At 67.8% G+C, this 14,976-nt stretch carries 16 protein-coding genes and 1 pseudogene; 8 read left to right on the forward strand and 9 right to left on the reverse strand.

Annotated features, from left to right (window positions below):
• Positions 1-208: 208 nt before the first annotated feature.
• Together ACHFFZ_RS05720 and ACHFFZ_RS05725 are read right to left on the reverse strand one after the other, a co-directional pair.
• Entirely contained in the window at positions 209-559 is a 351-nt protein-coding gene (locus ACHFFZ_RS05720; protein WP_394275698.1) for a DUF2200 domain-containing protein, read from the reverse strand.
• Positions 560-582: 23 nt separating this feature from the next.
• On the reverse strand, positions 583-756 hold the full coding sequence (locus ACHFFZ_RS05725) for a hypothetical protein (RefSeq protein ID WP_394275699.1): 174 nt from the start codon (positions 754-756) through the stop codon (positions 583-585).
• Between the two features lie 52 nt (positions 757-808).
• Between ACHFFZ_RS05725 and recO the strand changes: the two genes are divergently transcribed.
• Positions 809-1,549: a DNA repair protein RecO gene (gene recO / locus ACHFFZ_RS05730; protein WP_394275700.1), complete on the forward strand. Its 741-nt coding sequence runs from the start codon at positions 809-811 to the stop codon at positions 1,547-1,549.
• Positions 1,550-1,564: 15 nt separating this feature from the next.
• Here the strand turns inward: recO and ACHFFZ_RS05735 are convergent, their stop codons facing one another.
• Genes ACHFFZ_RS05735 through ACHFFZ_RS05750 form a run of 4 tightly spaced genes read right to left on the reverse strand, consistent with a single transcriptional unit; the run spans position 1,565 to position 4,701 of the window.
• Positions 1,565-1,984: a Fur family transcriptional regulator gene (locus ACHFFZ_RS05735; protein ID WP_394275712.1), complete on the reverse strand. Its 420-nt coding sequence runs from the start codon at positions 1,982-1,984 to the stop codon at positions 1,565-1,567.
• A gap of 7 nt (positions 1,985-1,991) precedes the next feature.
• Entirely contained in the window at positions 1,992-2,933 is a 942-nt protein-coding gene (locus ACHFFZ_RS05740; RefSeq protein ID WP_394275713.1) for a metal ABC transporter permease, read from the reverse strand.
• A gap of 23 nt (positions 2,934-2,956) precedes the next feature.
• A complete protein-coding gene (locus ACHFFZ_RS05745; RefSeq protein ID WP_394275701.1) occupies positions 2,957-3,745 on the reverse strand; it encodes a metal ABC transporter ATP-binding protein in 789 nt (262 codons plus the stop codon).
• The gene (locus ACHFFZ_RS05750; RefSeq protein WP_394275702.1) at positions 3,742-4,701 is read right to left on the reverse strand and encodes a metal ABC transporter substrate-binding protein; all 960 of its coding nucleotides are present in this window, start codon (positions 4,699-4,701) and stop codon (positions 3,742-3,744) included. The genes ACHFFZ_RS05745 and ACHFFZ_RS05750 overlap by 4 nt, the downstream gene beginning before the upstream one ends.
• A 114-nt stretch (positions 4,702-4,815) precedes the next feature.
• Here ACHFFZ_RS05750 and ACHFFZ_RS05755 point away from each other — a divergent pair, with 114 nt between their 5' ends.
• Positions 4,816-5,124 (forward strand): antibiotic biosynthesis monooxygenase family protein, encoded by a 309-nt coding sequence (locus ACHFFZ_RS05755; protein ID WP_394275703.1) that lies wholly within the window; start codon positions 4,816-4,818, stop codon positions 5,122-5,124.
• Positions 5,125-5,264: 140 nt separating this feature from the next.
• A complete protein-coding gene (locus ACHFFZ_RS05760; RefSeq protein WP_394275704.1) occupies positions 5,265-6,644 on the forward strand; it encodes a glycine--tRNA ligase in 1,380 nt (459 codons plus the stop codon).
• 69 nt (positions 6,645-6,713) lie between these two features.
• Here the strand turns inward: ACHFFZ_RS05760 and ACHFFZ_RS05765 are convergent, their stop codons facing one another.
• Both ACHFFZ_RS05765 and ACHFFZ_RS05770 read right to left on the reverse strand, forming a co-directional pair.
• Positions 6,714-7,280 carry an LURP-one-related/scramblase family protein gene (locus ACHFFZ_RS05765; protein ID WP_394275705.1) on the reverse strand — a complete coding sequence of 189 codons (567 nt, stop codon included), beginning with the start codon at positions 7,278-7,280 and terminating at the stop codon, positions 6,714-6,716.
• Between the two features lie 23 nt (positions 7,281-7,303).
• Positions 7,304-7,567 (reverse strand): annotated as a pseudogene (locus tag ACHFFZ_RS05770) (DUF6454 family protein); the annotation flags it as partial.
• A 72-nt stretch (positions 7,568-7,639) separates the two neighbouring features.
• Here ACHFFZ_RS05770 and ACHFFZ_RS05775 point away from each other — a divergent pair.
• The 5 genes from ACHFFZ_RS05775 to ACHFFZ_RS05795 all read left to right on the forward strand — a co-directional run bounded on the left by ACHFFZ_RS05775 (position 7,640) and on the right by ACHFFZ_RS05795 (position 14,204).
• Positions 7,640-9,781, forward strand: coding sequence for an alpha-galactosidase (locus ACHFFZ_RS05775; protein ID WP_394275706.1), 2,142 nt, complete (start codon positions 7,640-7,642; stop codon positions 9,779-9,781).
• A gap of 100 nt (positions 9,782-9,881) precedes the next feature.
• Complete coding sequence (locus ACHFFZ_RS05780) at positions 9,882-10,811, forward strand: carbohydrate ABC transporter permease (RefSeq protein WP_394275707.1); 930 nt, start codon at positions 9,882-9,884, stop codon at positions 10,809-10,811.
• A gap of 7 nt (positions 10,812-10,818) precedes the next feature.
• Positions 10,819-11,772, forward strand: a complete 954-nt coding sequence (locus tag ACHFFZ_RS05785) for a carbohydrate ABC transporter permease (protein ID WP_394275708.1) — start codon at positions 10,819-10,821, stop codon at positions 11,770-11,772.
• A gap of 8 nt (positions 11,773-11,780) precedes the next feature.
• Positions 11,781-13,157, forward strand: coding sequence for an ABC transporter substrate-binding protein (locus tag ACHFFZ_RS05790; RefSeq protein ID WP_394275709.1), 1,377 nt, complete (start codon positions 11,781-11,783; stop codon positions 13,155-13,157).
• Positions 13,158-13,166: 9 nt separating this feature from the next.
• Positions 13,167-14,204 (forward strand): ROK family protein, encoded by a 1,038-nt coding sequence (locus ACHFFZ_RS05795; protein ID WP_394275710.1) that lies wholly within the window; start codon positions 13,167-13,169, stop codon positions 14,202-14,204.
• Between the two features lie 30 nt (positions 14,205-14,234).
• On the opposite strand, the gene ACHFFZ_RS05800 is transcribed toward ACHFFZ_RS05795, so the two are convergent.
• Positions 14,235-14,855 carry a TetR/AcrR family transcriptional regulator gene (locus tag ACHFFZ_RS05800; RefSeq protein ID WP_394275711.1) on the reverse strand — a complete coding sequence of 207 codons (621 nt, stop codon included), beginning with the start codon at positions 14,853-14,855 and terminating at the stop codon, positions 14,235-14,237.
• Positions 14,856-14,976: the final 121 nt, after the last annotated feature.

A 14,976-nucleotide genomic window follows, 5' to 3' on the forward strand; every position in this document is an offset into this window, starting at 1 on the left:
CCGATCGCCTCCAGGGCGTAGCGGGCGCGCGATGACGGGGAAGTTGTGCCTGGGGGCGTGCTTGGTCTGCAGGAGGTCCTGGGCGGCGAGCCCGGCGGTGGCGGCGGCCGCCAGCGCGGCAGAGGTCTTCTTGGCGTCCATGGCCCCAAGCCTTTCTCGTGCATCAGGGCCACGTTCATGCTGTTCGCGGTGGGCGTGGCGGGTCGGATCAGGCGCGCAGGATGGAGGTCATCTTCTTGCCACGGGCCACTTCGTCGACGAGCTTGTCCATCCAGTGGATCTGCTGCATCAGCGGGTCCTCGATGTCCTCGACGCGCACGCCGCAGATCAGGCCGGTGATCTTGCCGCTGTTGGGATTCATCGCCGGCGCACGGGTGAAGAACTCGTCCAGGCTGCGACGGTTCTCGACGGCCCCCTGCACCCCGGCCCGGTCATAACCGGTCAGCCACTCGATGACGGTGTGCAACTCCTCGACGGTGTGGCCCTTGCGCTCCACCTTGGCCACATAGTGCGGCCAGATCTCTGCGAACGGCATGTCGAAGATCTTGTGTCGTGCCATGGGGGCTCCTCGAGGTCGGGCTGTTAGTTGGGCAGATGACGGTCGCGCTGGCCCCTGGCATCGCGCTCGTCGAAGGCATCGCGCACGCCGTGGCGCACGCCGACGCGGATCACGACATAGGCGAGCAGGGGCACGACGACCCAGCTGGCGATCGCCAGCACGGCAATCAGGCCGCTTTCGAAGAATCCGAGTCCCATGTGAACATTCCAGCAGTGCAAGCCATTGGGCGCCAGACCTAGACTGGGGTCCATGCCCACCTACCGTGACCAGGCCGTCGTGCTGCGCACCCACAAGCTGGGCGAGGCCGACCGGATCGTCACGATGCTCACCCGTGAGAACGGCAAGCTGCGGGCCGTCGCCAGGGGCGTGCGGCGCACCAGCTCGAAGTTCGGCGGGCGGCTGGAACCCTTCAACCACGTCGACCTGCAACTGGCCCAGGGACGTGCACTCGACGTCGTCACCCAGACCGAGACGATCAACGCCTACGGTGAGCCGCTGCTGGGCGACTACGACGCCTTCTGCGTCGGACAGGTGATGCTCGAGACCGCCGACCGCCTGGTGGCCGAGGAGCGCGAGCCAGCCCTGCAGCAGTACCGGCTGCTGGTGGGGGCCCTGCGGGTGCTCGGACAGGGCACCACCGACGGGCCCCGCCCGGTGACGATGGTGCTCGACTCCTACCTGCTGCGAGCACTGGCCATCGCCGGCTACGCGCCCGCACTGGAGGACTGCGCGCGCTGCGGCACCGAGGGCCCGCACGACTTCTTCAACCCCTCGGCCGGCGGGATGGTCTGCGTCGACTGCCGCCCCCCGGGATCGGCACGGCCACGGCCGGGCACCATCGGCTACCTGCAGAGCCTGCTCACCGGGAACTGGGAGGCCACCCGCGACCTGCCCGTGGCCAACCAGCGCGAGGCCACGGGCCTGGTGCAGGCCTTCGTGCAGTGGCACCTGGAGCGCGGCCTGCGTTCCATGCACTACGTCGGCGGCTGAGCCCTTCGGTCTCGCTCAGCAGCTGGAACAGAGGCCGAATAGCTCGATGTCGTGGCCGGCGTCACGGAAGCCGTGCTCGGCTGCCACCTCGTCGGCCCAGGTCTCGACGAGCTTGGCGCTGATCTCGACCGTCCGGCCGCAGTTGCGGCAGACCAGGTGGTGGTGGTGCCCCGTGGCGGCGCACTGGCGGTAGACCATCTCGCCGTCGTCGGCACGGATCGCGTCCACCTCGCCGGCATCGGCCATCGACTGCAGGGTGCGGTAGACCGTCGCGAGCCCCACCTGGTCGCCGTCCTTGCGCAGCTGTTCGTGGAGCTGCTGTGCACTGCGGAAGCCTTGCACCTCCTCCAGCAGCGCACGGATTGCGATCCGCTGCCGGGTGACCCGCTGCACCGGCCGGGCGACCCGTGCGCGGGGCTGATCATTGGGCGTCATGGTGCGGTCAGTGCTCATCGCAGTGGTCTCCGTGGGGGGCGTGCCGGTGTCCGGCATGGACGTAGTCGACGTGGTCTCCGTGGTGCACGGCGATGTGGTCGGGCCCGTGCTCGTGCGGCGGCTGCGGACAGACCTCCTCACAGGCCTGCGCCTCCTCGCCGTGGGCGTGGTGGTGATGGATCATGCGGCTGAGCGGCCATGTGGCGAGGAAGACCGCGATCGCGCAGACCACGATCGTCGCGCCGGAGGCGGTGTCCCAGTAGAAGGATCCGACGGTGCCACCGAAGGCCACCACCGCGCCGATGGCCATGGCCCCGAGCAGGCTGTTGCGGAAGCTGACGAACAGGTTCTGAGCCGTCGCCACCGGGATCACCATCATGGCGCTCACCAGCAACAACCCGACGGTGCGCATGCTCATCGTCACGGTCAGGGCCGCGACCACCACCACCAGCAGGTTCAGCCAGCGCACGCGCAGCCCGAGCACCCGGGCGAAGTCCTCGTCCGCGCACACCGCGAACAGCCTGGGCCACAGCCCGACGCACAGGACCAGCACGGCCACGGCCAGCACGGCGACGGTGCGCACGTCGGAGTCGCTGATGGAGGTGAGGGAGCCGAACAGGAACTGCGACAGCACACCAGCGCCCTGGCCGCCCAGACCGGCCATCATCACACCAGAGGCCAGCCCCCCGTAGAAGAGCACGGCCAGGCCCACGTCGCCGGTGGCCCTGCCCTGCTGGCGCAGCAGTTCGACGACCACCGCACCGACCACGCAGGTGGCCACGGCCAGCGGCAGGGGAGCGGTGCTGGTGAGGAAGCTCAGCCCCACACCGGCAACGGCGACGTGGCCCAGGCCGTCACCCAGCAGGCTGAGGCGGCGTTGGACGATGTAGGTGCCGATGGCCGGCGACATGAGCCCCGACAGGAAGGCGGCGATGAGGGCGCGTTGCATGAAGGCGGCGCCGAAGATCTCGTTCACGTGAAGCTCCGGGTGGGGTCGCCGAGCGCCAGGGTGGCGGTGCGGAACTGGTCCAGGTCGTGGTGATGATCGGTGCTGTCGTCCCCGGGCAGCAGGTGGCCGTCGTGGATGACCTTGCCCTGGCGCAGCACGATCGAGCGGTCGATCAGCTGGTGGATGGGGCCCAGCTCGTGCAGCACGACGAGGATACCCATGCCCTCGGCCTTGAGCTCGGACAGCACAGAGGCCAGGGAAGCCTGCGAGCTGGTATCGAGCCCCGCCAGGGGCTCGTCGAGCACCAGCAGTTCCGGCCCGGTGCACAGGGCGCGGGCGATGAGGGTGCGCTGCTGCTGGCCGCCCGACAGGCGCAGGAAGGAGCTGTGACGACGCTCGGCCAGCCCGACCCGCTCGAGCGCGGTGTCGATCGCCTCGCGGTCGCGCCGCCGCAGGGGCACGAAGGGGCGCCGGTGGCCCAGCCGTCCCGTCGAGACCACCTCCTCGACGGTGGCATTGGCCAGCTGCAGGCTGCCCCGCTGGGGGACGTAGCCCACCTTGTTCCAGTCGCGGAAGTGGGCCAGGTCGGTGCCGAAGAGTTCGCGGCTGCCGGAGACCACCGGGGTGAGCCCCAGCAGGGTCCGCACCAGGGTGGTCTTGCCCGAGCCGTTGCCGCCGAGCAGGGCGACGGTCTCCTGGGGCATCACGTGGGCGTCGACGCCGGCGAGGATGGTGTGTCCTTGCAGACTGACCACGAGGTCGCTCCCCTTCAGCAGGGGCGCGACCTCGTCGTGGTGTGGTGGCTGTGTCACTGGCATCCGTTCGCGGTCCTGAGGGCCTTGAGGTTGGCCCGCATCACCTCAAGATAGTCCTTCCCCCGCGACTGGTCGTTCAGCGTGGCGACGGGGTCGAGCACCTCGGTGTTGAGCTTGAGGTCGCGGGCGATCGCCTTGGAGTGGGCGGGCGAGGCCTGGGTCTCGTAGAAGATGGTGGTGACGCCGTGTTGCTTGGCCAGCTTCTGGATCTCGGCGATGCGGGCGGGGGAGGGCTCGTCCTCGGTGGACAGCCCGGCGATGCCGACCTGCTCCAGGCCATAGGCCTTGGTGAGGTAGCCGAAGGCCTCGTGGGAGACGATGATGTCCTTGCGCTCGCAGGTGGCCAGTCCGGTGCGGAAGTCCTCGTCGAGGCTGGTGAGCTCCTTGGCCAGGGCCTCGGCATTGGCTCGGTAGGTCTCGGCATCGTCCGAGTCGACCTCGGCCAGCTTCTTCTCGATGCCTTCGGCGATGCGCGACATGTTCTTCGGGTCGAGCCAGATGTGGGGATCGTAGGCGCCGTGGTCGTGGTCGGCGTGCTCCTCGGCGCTCTCGCCCTCGTGCCCGGCCTCGTGCTCATGGCCGGAGGCGATGGGCTCGACGAGGGTCATGGCGTCGATGACGTTCTGGGGGCCGTTCTCGGCGATGGCCTTGTCGATGGAATTGGAGAAGCCCTTGATGTAGACCACCAGGTCTGCCTCGGAGAGGCTGGCGACCTGCTTGGGCGTCAGTTCGACGGAATGGGCGTCGGCGCCCGGGTTGGTGAGGCTCGTGATGGCTGCCTTGTCGCCGGCGACCCGCTCACTGGCGAACTGCAGCGGGTAGAAGGCGGTGACCACCGTCAGCTTGTCGTCGCCGCCGGAGCCAGACTTGTCGGTGCTGCTACCACAGGCGGTGGCGGTGAGGGCGAGGGTGCAGGCTGCTGCTGCGGCGAGGCGACGAAGTGTGGCGTTCATGAGAATGATTATCAACCCAGTGGGGGTGGCGTGCAAATCGAGCCAGCCGCGTCGGCCCGAACCATGGTCCGACGATGCGTCCGACCAGCGAAGGGGGCCCGTAGCCTCGTGTGCGTGATCGTCATCAACCGTTTCCGCGTCCACCCCGCCGAGCGCGCGGGCTTCGAGAACCAGGCGCAGGCCGCCGTCGACCTGCTGCGCACCAAGCCGGGCCTGCAGTCGGTCGACCTGGTGCAGAACCTCGACGACGAGCAACTGTGGGCCCTGGTGAGCCGCTGGGAGAATGTCGGCAGCTATCGCCGCGCCCTGGGTGGCTTCGAGTCCAAGATGACCATCGTTCCCCTGCTCAGCCTGTCGATCGACGAGCCCAGCGCCTATGACGACAGCGAAGAAGTGGGCTTCAACCTGCCGCGCAACGTGTGAGACCCGTCCACGGACTCGCGCCTGACGGCTCCGCGGCGCAGAGCCGATAGGCTGGCCGCAGCGTGAAGACCCCGCCACGTGCGGTGCTTCGCACCCCGGCGTCATCCAGTCGCCGGGCCCATTGAGGACATGGAGATGTAGTGGCACCCAGCACACTCGACAACGTGATCAGCCTGTGCAAGCGACGGGGATTCGTCTTCCCCTGCGGCGAGATCTACGGCGGCACCCGCGCCGCCTGGGACTACGGCCCCCTGGGCGTGGAGCTCAAGGAGAACATCAAGAAGCAGTGGTGGCGCTTCATGGTCACCGGACGCGACGACGTCCTGGGCCTCGACAGCTCGATCATCCTGCCCAAGCAGGTGTGGGTGGCGTCCGGTCACGTCGGCGTCTTCACCGACCCGCTGACCGAGTGCCTCAGCTGCCACAAGCGCTTCCGCGCCGACCACCTCGAGGAGGACTTCGAGGCCAAGCACGGACGCCTGCCCGAGAGCCAGGCCGAGGTCAACTGCCCCAACTGTGGCAACAAGGGCCAGTGGACCGAGCCCCGCGACTTCAACATGATGCTCAAGACCTACCTGGGCGTCCTCGAGGACGAGTCCGGCCTGCACTACCTGCGTCCCGAGACCGCCCAGGGCATCTTCGTGAACTTCAAGAACGTGGTGCAGTCCAGCCGCGCCAAGCCGCCCTTCGGCATCGGCCAGATCGGCAAGAGCTTCCGCAACGAGATCACGCCCGGCAACTTCATCTTCCGCACCCGCGAGTTCGAGCAGATGGAGATGGAGTTCTTCGTCAAGCCCGGGACCGACGAGGACTGGCACCAGTACTGGATCGACCAGCGCACCCAGTGGTACACCGATCTGGGCATCAAGCCCGAGAACCTGCGCCACTACGAGCACCCGCAGGAGAAGCTCTCGCACTACTCCAAGCGCACCGTCGACATCGAGTACAAGTTCGGCTTCGCCGGCAGCGACTGGGGCGAGCTGGAGGGTATCGCCAACCGCACCGACTTCGACCTCAAGACCCACACCGAGCACTCGGGTGTCTCGCTGGAGTACTTCGACCAGGCCGCCAACGAGAAGTACGTGCCCTATGTCATCGAGCCGGCAGCCGGCCTGACCCGCTCGCTGATGGCCTTCATGGTGGAGGCCTACACCGAGGACGAGGCCCCCAACACCAAGGGTGGCGTCGACAAGCGCACCGTGCTCAAGCTCGACCATCGCCTCTCGCCGGTCAAGGCCGCCGTCCTGCCGCTGAGCCGCAACGAGAAGCTCAGCCCCAAGGCGCGCGACCTGGCCGCACAGCTTCGTCGCAACTGGAATGTCGACTTCGACGACGCCCAGGCCATCGGCAAGCGTTACCGTCGCCAGGACGAGATCGGCACGCCGTACTGCATCACGGTCGACTTCGAGACCCTCGAGGACGATGCCGTGACCATCCGCGAGCGCGACACGATGAGCCAGGAGCGCGTCGCGCTCAGCAAGGTGGAGGGCTACCTCGCCCAGCGCCTGGTCGGCTGCTGATCGGCCCGCAACACGAACCGTGCCCGGAATCGTCCGATGTCGAACGATTCCGGGCACAGTTGCATCTGCTCAGCTGTTGCCCGACGAGGCTGCGTTGCGCTCCTTCTGACGGATCAGGTCCAGGGCGATGACCGCGCCCAGCGACCCGGCGCGCAGGCCGAAGGGCAGGTCGGGGGAGAAGCTCATGACGTAGCGCTCGTGGCCCAGCAGGGCGGCGCCGATGCCGGGGTAGCTGCGTGAGACCCTGGCCGCCTCCCCGCCGCGGCCCACGATGCTGAACTCGCGTTCGAAGAAGCTGCCCTGCAGCTCCATCGACTCCTGGCCGATGTTCACGCTGAGCCGCTTCTTGAACAGGGTGAACTCCTTGACCACCTCGCCGAAGCGCTCACCATCAGGACTGAGCAGGTCGAAGGTGTCGCGGCCGAAGTTCGGCACGTCGTCGACCATGAGCACGGTGCCACCGTCGGGATTGGCGACGGTGAGCTGGCGCGAGCCCATGAACATGCGGGAGAGCGCGGAGCCCCGCGTCAGGATGTGGCCCACCTGCTGGCCATGCGCATCCCGGATCGCGAAGTCATCGCGCATGAAACTGGTCACCTGGTCGATGACCAGCACGTCGTAGTCGAGGATCGCCATGGCTCCACGCTCTCACACGCCGGTCACACCGGGGTGGTGTGGACGAACAGTTCCGAGCCCTCTTCGCCGTCATCGGGAGCGCTGAACATGGTGAGCGTCTGGCCCTTGGCCTCGAAGGTGACCGGATTGCGGGTCACGACGTGCTTGTCATCGCTGAACAGCTGGATCGGCACCTCGTTGACCAGGCTGCCGGTGCGGATGTCGAGCAGGGCGACGCCACCGAGCTCGAAGGGCTTGCCGTCGGCATCCTTCAGCCCGGTGATCCCGGTGCAGATCATCGTGCCGCCGCCGACTCTGGACCTGCGGCAGTCGACATGTTAGTTTCATCGCAACAGAAACACCGTCCAATGGAGGATGCCGTGGAATCCCGCGTGGTGCTTGAGAACGACGCCGTCTCGCTCGTACTGACCAGCGACGGACACCTGCCCGAAGTGGTGCACTGGGGATCTCCCATCGGCATCACCGACGCCGCCGGCATCGACACGCTCGTCACGGCAGCCAAGCCCCCACGCGCCAACAACGGCATCCCCGAGGAGGAAGGCCACCGGCTCGCGATCCTGCCCGAACAGTGGGCCTCCTGGACTGGGCACCCCGGCATCAGCGGCTCTCGTCGCGGCCACGGATGGGCCGCGCGCTTCACCGTCGACCAGGTGCTGCTCGACGGCCAGCCCGTCGACGGATTCGTCCGGGCCGAGCGCGGCACCATCACCTGGAAGGCCACCGACCCCGACGCGCAGCTCGCCCTCGACCTGGTCGTGGAACTCACCTCCAGCGACGCCATCCGGATGCGCGCCACACTGACCAACACCGGCGAGGACGGCTACCAGCTCGACCAGATGCTGCTGTGCCTGCCGGTGCCCAGCCGGGCCAGCGAGGTGCTCGACTTCGCCGGACGCTGGGGCAAGGAGCGCAGCCCGCAGCGCGGCACCCTGGGCATCGGAACCCACTGGCGCGAAGGACGGCACGGGCGCACCGGTGCCGACTCCGCCCTGGTGCTGCACCTGGGAACCCCCGGTTTCGGCTTCCAGGAGGGGGAGGTGTGGGCCGTGCACACCGCCTGGAGCGGCAACCACGTCCACTACGCCGAGAAGATCCTCACGGGCGACCAGGTGATCGGCGGGGGAGAGCTGCTGCTGCCCGGCGAGATGGTCCTCGACCACGGCCAGAGCTACATCAGCCCTTGGGTCGTCGCCACCCACGGAACCGGACTGGACGAGATCGCCGCCGTCCACCACCGCTACCTGCGCGAGCGCAGCGACGTCGCCGGCCATCAGCCCGTCGACGCGAAGCGGCCCGTCACCCTCAACGTGTGGGAAGCCGTCTACTTCGACCACGACACCGACCGTCTGCTCGACCTGGCAGAACGCGCCGCGAAGGTCGGCATCGAGCGCTATGTGCTCGACGACGGCTGGTTCGGCGCCCGCCGCGACGACCACGCCGGCCTGGGTGACTGGGTCGTCAGCGACCAGGTGTGGCCGGAGGGGCTGCACCCGCTCGTCGACCGGGTCAACGAGCTGGGCATGGAGTTCGGCCTGTGGTTCGAGCCCGAGATGGTCAACCCCGACTCCGACCTGGCCCGCGCCCACCCCGACTGGGTGATGCAGGTGCCCGGACGGATGCCGCTGCAGTCCCGCCACCAGTGGGTGCTCGACATCGGCATCCCCGGGGCCTACGAGCACGTCAAGAGCCAGATGATGGCGCTGCTCGACGAGTACCGCATCGGCTACATCAAGTGGGACCACAACCGCGACATCGTCGACGGCGGCACCAGCCCCGACGGCCGTCCCGGCGTCCACGAGCAGACCCTGGCCTTCTACCGGCTCGTCGACGAACTGAAGGCCGCCCACCCCGGGCTCGAGATCGAGTCGTGCAGCTCCGGCGGCGCCCGCGTCGACCTCGAGGTGATGCAGCACTGCGACCGGGTGTGGGTGAGCGACAACATCGACCCCACCGACCGCCAGCAGATGATGCGCTGGACCGCGCAGCTGTTGCCGCCCGAGATGCTCGGAAGCCACATCGCCTCCGGCGCCTCGCACACCACCGGCCGCTTCCACGACATCGCCTACCGCGCCGCCACCGCCGTCTTCGGGCACCTGGGCGTCGAGTGGGACCTGGCTAAGGCCACCGACGACGAGATCGCCCAGCTCGGTGCCTGGATCGCCTGGTACAAGGAGAACCGCGAGACACTGCTGGCCGGTCGCACCGTACGCGTCGACCTGTCCGAGGGTGTCTACCTGCACGGCACCGTCACCCCCGACACGGCCATCTACGCCTACACCGAGCTGGACCTGGCACCGGTCTGGTCGCGCGGCATGGTACCGCTGCCCGGCCTCGACCCGGACGCCCGCTACCGGGTGACCCACCTGGAGCTCACCGCGCACGGCCGCGAGCTGCCCGCCCCGGTCGAGATGACCGGCCGCCAGCTGGCCACGCACGGAATCCGCGCTCCGCACGTCAACCCCGAGCGCACCCGGCTTGTGGTCGCCGAGCGGATCGCCTGAGGCCGGGAGGCCGCGGCAGCACAGAACCCCACAGCACAACCGAATCCCACGGGACGCCCCAGCCAGGGACGCCTCCATCCTCTCGACAAAGGAGTCGACGATGTCATCGTCAGCACCAACAGCACCCAGCCCGGCGAGCCCGCCGGGTCGCCGCCGCGTGAAGCGCGGTGGTGACGAGGCGCTTGCCTTCGCCTTCATCCTGCCCGCCCTGATCGGCTTCCTGGTCTTCCTGGCCTGGCCGACGGTGCGCGGCATCTACCTGAGCTTCACCGACTTCAACCTGCTCACCCCGCCCAGCTTCGTCGGGCTGGCCAACTACGAGCGGATGGTGAACGACCCGATCTTCTGGAACTCGGCCGCGGTCACCATCCAGTACGTCATCATCAACATCGGCGTGCAGACCATCGCCGCACTCGTCATCGCCGTCATGATGGACCGGCTCACCAAGTCCACCTTCGTGCGCGGGATCGTCCTGACCCCCTACCTGGTCTCCAATGTGGTGGCCGCGATGGTCTTCCTGTGGATCCTCGACGCGCAGCTCGGCATCGGCAACCAGTTCCTGGTGTGGATGGGCGTCGACCGCATCCCCTTCCTCACCGACGAGAAGTGGGTGATTCCGACCATCGCGCTGATCAATGTGTGGCGGCACATGGGCTACACCGCACTGCTGATCTTCGCCGGCCTGCAGACCATCCCGCCGACCGCCTACGAGGCGGCCAAGATGGACGGCGCCAGCGAGGTGCAGATGTTCTTCCGCATCACCATGCCGCTGCTGCGCCCGATCCTGGCGCTGGTGCTGATCATGACCGTGATCGGCTCCTTCCAGGTCTTCGACACCGTCGCCGTCACCACCAATGGTGGCCCGGTGAATGCCTCGCGGGTGCTGCAGCTGTACATCTACAACATGGCCTTCGGACGCTTCCAGTTCGGCTATGCCTCGGCCCTGTCGGTGGCGCTGCTCGTCATCCTCATGGTCATCACCGTCATCCAGTACCGGCTCACCAGGGCCGGCGAGACCGATCTGAGCTGAGGCCACCATGTCGCACACCGCTCCCGAGACCCGTACCCACGCGCCCGTCACCGACGACGAACTCGCCGCCGCCGCCAAGCCCAGGCGCCACTTCAGCTGGGGCAAGGCCCTGGCCTGGCTCGTGATGGGCCTGATCATCCTGGTGACGCTGTTCCCCTTCTACTGGATCCTGCGCACGGCCCTGTCCACCAACCCGTCGCTGATCGCCAACCCCACGCAGTTCACCCCGCCCGAGGCCAGCCTGGACGGATTCCGTCGCGTCTTCGGCCTGCAGACTGGCGAGGCCGCGATCGCCGCCGGCGGCTCCGGCCAGAAGATCAACTTCTGGCTCTACCTCAAGAACTCCATCGTCGTGGCCACCCTGGTGACCGTCGGCCAGGTCTTCTTCTCCGCGATGGCTGCCTACGCCTTCAGCCGGCTGCACTGGAAGGGCCGCGACTTCTTCTTCGGCCTCTTCCTGGCCGGGCTGATGGTGCCGACCATCTTCACCTTCCTGCCCAACTTCGTGCTCATCAAGGAACTGGGACTGCTCGACACCGTCCTGGGCATCTCGCTGCCGACGATGATCATGACGCCCTTCGCTGTCTTCTTCCTGCGGCAGTTCTTCGCCAACATCCCCGTCGAGCTGGAGGAGGCGGCGCTGCTGGATGGCTCCAGCAAGATCCGCAACTTCTTCACCCTTGTCCTGCCGATGAGCGCCGCTCCCATCGCGACCCTGTCGATCCTCACCTACATCGCGGCGTGGAATGACTACTTCTGGCCGCTGATGGTCAGCTACACCGACCACTCCCGCGTGCTCACTGTCGGCCTGGGCATCTTCCGCTCCCAGACCCCACAGACGGGCCCCGACTGGGCCGGCCTGATGGCCGCCACCCTGGTCGCCGCGCTGCCGATGCTGCTGCTCTTCGCAGCCTTCGCCAAGCGCATCGTCAACTCCATCGGCTTCAGCGGAATCAAGTGAGGCACCCCATGCGACCCACCAACAAGATCGCCGCGGCCCTGGTGGCCGCCGCCACGGCCCTCAGCCTGGGGCTGGCCGGATGCAGCGGACCCGCCGAGCAGGAGGGCACCAGCACCAGCAGCAATGTCATCGACTACTGGCTGTGGGACTCCGCGCAGCAGCCCGGCTACCAGCAGTGCGCCAATGACTTCCAGAAGGCCAATCCCGGGCTGAAGGTGAACATCACCCAGATGGGCTGGGACGACTACTGGAGCAAGCTCACCGCTGGCTTCATCGCCGACCAGGCCCCCGACGTGTTCACCAACCACCTGTCCAAGTACGCCCAGTTCGTCGACCTCGGCGTGCTGCTGCCCCTGGACGACTTCGAGGCCACCAGGGACATCAAGTCCGAGGACTTCCAGGAGGGGCTCGGAGACCTGTGGATCGGCCAGGACGGCAAGCGCTACGGGGCGCCGAAGGACTGGGACACCGTCGCCTACTTCTACGACAAGAACATGACGGACAAGGCCGGGATCAGCACCGATCAGCTGCAGAACATGACCTGGAATCCCGACGACGGCGGCAGCTTCGAGAAGGTCATCGCGCACCTGACCGTGGACAAGAAGGGTGTGCGCGGCGACGAGCCCGGCTTCGACAAGGACAATGTCGCCGTCTTCGGCCTGGCCAGTGAGGGTGCCGGTGGCGAGAACTTCGGCCAGACCCAGTGGGGTGCCTACACCGGAACCCTCGGCTGGGAACCGACCGACAAGAACCCGTGGGGAACCCACTTCCGGATGGACGACCCGCAGTTCCAGAAGGCGCTGGGCTGGTACTACGGGCTGGCCGAGAAGGGCTACATGCCGAAGTTCTCCACCTTCGGACGCGGCAGCGGCTCCTACGCCCAGTTCGCTGCCGGGCAGGCTGCCCTGGCCATGAACGGCTCGTGGATGATCTCCAGCTTCTCGTCGCTGGAGAAGGTCGACCTGAAGCTGGCCCCCACGCCCACCGGCGTCGACGGCAAGCGGTCGTCGCCCTTCAACGGGCTGGCCGACTCCATCACCCGTTTCAGCGACAATCCTGAGGCGGCCGCCAAGTGGGTGGCCTACCTGGCCTCCGACTCCTGCCAGGACGTCATCGGTGAGGCGGGAGTCGTCTTCCCGGCCCGTCCGTCGGGCACCCAGAAGTCGATCGAGGCCCGCCGCAAGGCTGGCCTGGACGTGGCGCCCTTCACCGACCACGTGAAGGACCGCACCACGGTGCTGCTTCCCGTGGTGCAGAACGCGGCGGACCTGAACGCCCTGACCGCGCCCTACTTCGAGTCGGTCTACATCGGCACGAAGAAGCCGGAGGACCTCACAGAGCTCAACAACCAGGTGAACAAGCTCTACGAGATCACCGCGAAGTAACCTCACCCCATGGACATCGCCGAACGACTCGACCCGACCACCCGCCGAGTCGTCCTGGCGGTGCTGCGGCACGGCCCGGTCCCGCGCGTCGAACTGGCGCGTGAGACCGGGCTGTCCTCGCCCAGCCTCACCCGCCTGTGCAAGCCGCTGGTAACCGATGGCCTGTTGGTGGAGGGTGATCCGGTGGCGCTCAACGAGACGGGCCGTCCCTCGGTGCCGCTGGACGTGCAGGCCGACCGTGCCCTCGTGCTGGGCGCCAAGCTGGTGCCCGGTGCGATGCACCTGGTGCTCACCGACCTGAAGGGGGAGGTGCTGGTTTCCGAACGTCGTGACTGCGAGCTGGAGACCCCTGAGGCGGCGGTGGCCGCGCTGGTGGATGCCGTCGAGGGGGTGCGTCATCGGGGACGCCGCGCCGATGCGATCGGGGTCAGCCTCGCCGCGGCCGTGGGGGAGGACCGCGTGGTGCGCAGCGCCGACCTGCTCGGCTGGCCCGACGTGGCGCTGGGTGCGCTGGTGAGCGAGGCGACCGGGCTGTCCTGTGCAGTGGAGAACGACGTCAACGCCTTCACCGTGGCCGAGCACTGGTTCGGGGTGGGGCGGGGTTCTCGAGACTTCCTGGTGGTGACGATCGGCGCCGGCGTGGGTGCCGGGATCATTGCCCGCGACGAGCTGGTGGCCGGGCATTGTGGTGCCGCCGGCATGGTGGGCTGGCTGGTGGGCACCGACGGTCGACGGATGGCGGACGTGCTGCAGACCTCCGCGGTCGAGGCCAGATTGGCGGACGAGGTCAGCGGTCACGTGGCTGCGGATGTGGCACGCGTGGTGGGGGAGCTGGTCGGTCAGCTGGGCGCGGTCGTCGCTCCCGAGCGGGTGCTGGTCTCGGGTGAGGGTGCTGACCTGGGGGAGGACCGGGTCGACGAGGTGCGGGCGGGGGCGCGTGCCTTCGTGCCCTTGGAGGCCTCGCAGCTGAGCATCGGGGCGGTCGGTTTCGACGAGTGGGCCCGTGGTGCCGCGGCCGTCGCGATCAGGTCGGCGCTGCTGGGGTGATGAATTGTGGCGGCCGGGGGCATCGGCTCGTCAGTCGATGGTAGCCCGGATGAGCGCCGTGATCCCGTCGCGGAAGCTCTGGTCCTCCACTGCGGGTCCCGAGGGAATCCCGGCCTCCAGCGCTGCGCACAGTGATGGGTGGAGCTGGGGGTCGGGCTCGGGTGCTGGTGCCTGCGGCAGGTGCACCTGGTTGAGTGCGTGCGCCATGGTGAACATGCTCACCGTGTTCATCAGCTGCACCGCGGTGGGCAGGGGGAGTCCCCGCTCGTGAAGCCCTCCGACGATCTGGTCCAGGATCGTCATGGCCTCGGTGCTGTGGACGTGACGTCCCAGCATGATCGGTAGGGCGTTGGGGTGTTGCAACAGGAGGCTGCGCAACTGCTGCGCGAAGTGCTTGCCATAGGACTCGGGGGTCTTTGTCTCCTCCAGCGCCTCGGTGTTGAGCTGGCAGACGATCTCGTCCCAGGCCGCTTCCAGCAGGGCGTCCTTGGTGGGGAAGTAGTGGTAGATGGACATCGCCTCGACCCTCAGGTGCCGGGCGACCCCGCGAACGGTGAGGGCTTCGATTCCCTGCTGGTCGGCGAGCGCGAGGACCGCTCGGCGCAGCACCGTGCGGTTCAAGCCTGCGGGCACTCCTCGACTGCGCCCCATCGGTGCCTCCTCATCTGCTCCGAAACTTATGGTGTAAGAATAGGGCATTCATACAGTGTAAGAATGATCGGAATGGTTCATGGGGCCCACCGCGTTGTCGCGCAATCGCGACTTCCAGTTC

The organism is Luteococcus sp., assembly GCF_043424415.1.
Lineage (GTDB): Bacteria > Actinomycetota > Actinomycetes > Propionibacteriales > Propionibacteriaceae > Luteococcus.

What these genes read in the sequence shown, in the direction of transcription:
- ACHFFZ_RS05725 (WP_394275699.1), bottom strand. Translation starts at nt 756, where the DNA reads ATGGGACTCGGATTCTTCGAAAGCGGCCTGATTGCCGTGCTGGCGATC.
- ACHFFZ_RS05735 (WP_394275712.1), bottom strand. Translation starts at nt 1,984, where the DNA reads ATGACGCCCAATGATCAGCCCCGCGCACGGGTCGCCCGGCCGGTGCAG.
- ACHFFZ_RS05740 (WP_394275713.1), bottom strand. Translation starts at nt 2,933, where the DNA reads ATGCAACGCGCCCTCATCGCCGCCTTCCTGTCGGGGCTCATGTCGCCG.
- ACHFFZ_RS05720 (WP_394275698.1), bottom strand. Translation starts at nt 559, where the DNA reads ATGGCACGACACAAGATCTTCGACATGCCGTTCGCAGAGATCTGGCCG.
- recO (WP_394275700.1), top strand. Translation starts at nt 809, where the DNA reads ATGCCCACCTACCGTGACCAGGCCGTCGTGCTGCGCACCCACAAGCTG.
- ACHFFZ_RS05800 (WP_394275711.1), bottom strand. Translation starts at nt 14,855, where the DNA reads ATGGGGCGCAGTCGAGGAGTGCCCGCAGGCTTGAACCGCACGGTGCTG.
- ACHFFZ_RS05785 (WP_394275708.1), top strand. Translation starts at nt 10,819, where the DNA reads ATGTCGCACACCGCTCCCGAGACCCGTACCCACGCGCCCGTCACCGAC.
- ACHFFZ_RS05765 (WP_394275705.1), bottom strand. Translation starts at nt 7,280, where the DNA reads ATGGCGATCCTCGACTACGACGTGCTGGTCATCGACCAGGTGACCAGT.
- ACHFFZ_RS05780 (WP_394275707.1), top strand. Translation starts at nt 9,882, where the DNA reads ATGTCATCGTCAGCACCAACAGCACCCAGCCCGGCGAGCCCGCCGGGT.
- ACHFFZ_RS05790 (WP_394275709.1), top strand. Translation starts at nt 11,781, where the DNA reads ATGCGACCCACCAACAAGATCGCCGCGGCCCTGGTGGCCGCCGCCACG.
- ACHFFZ_RS05750 (WP_394275702.1), bottom strand. Translation starts at nt 4,701, where the DNA reads ATGAACGCCACACTTCGTCGCCTCGCCGCAGCAGCAGCCTGCACCCTC.
- ACHFFZ_RS05795 (WP_394275710.1), top strand. Translation starts at nt 13,167, where the DNA reads ATGGACATCGCCGAACGACTCGACCCGACCACCCGCCGAGTCGTCCTG.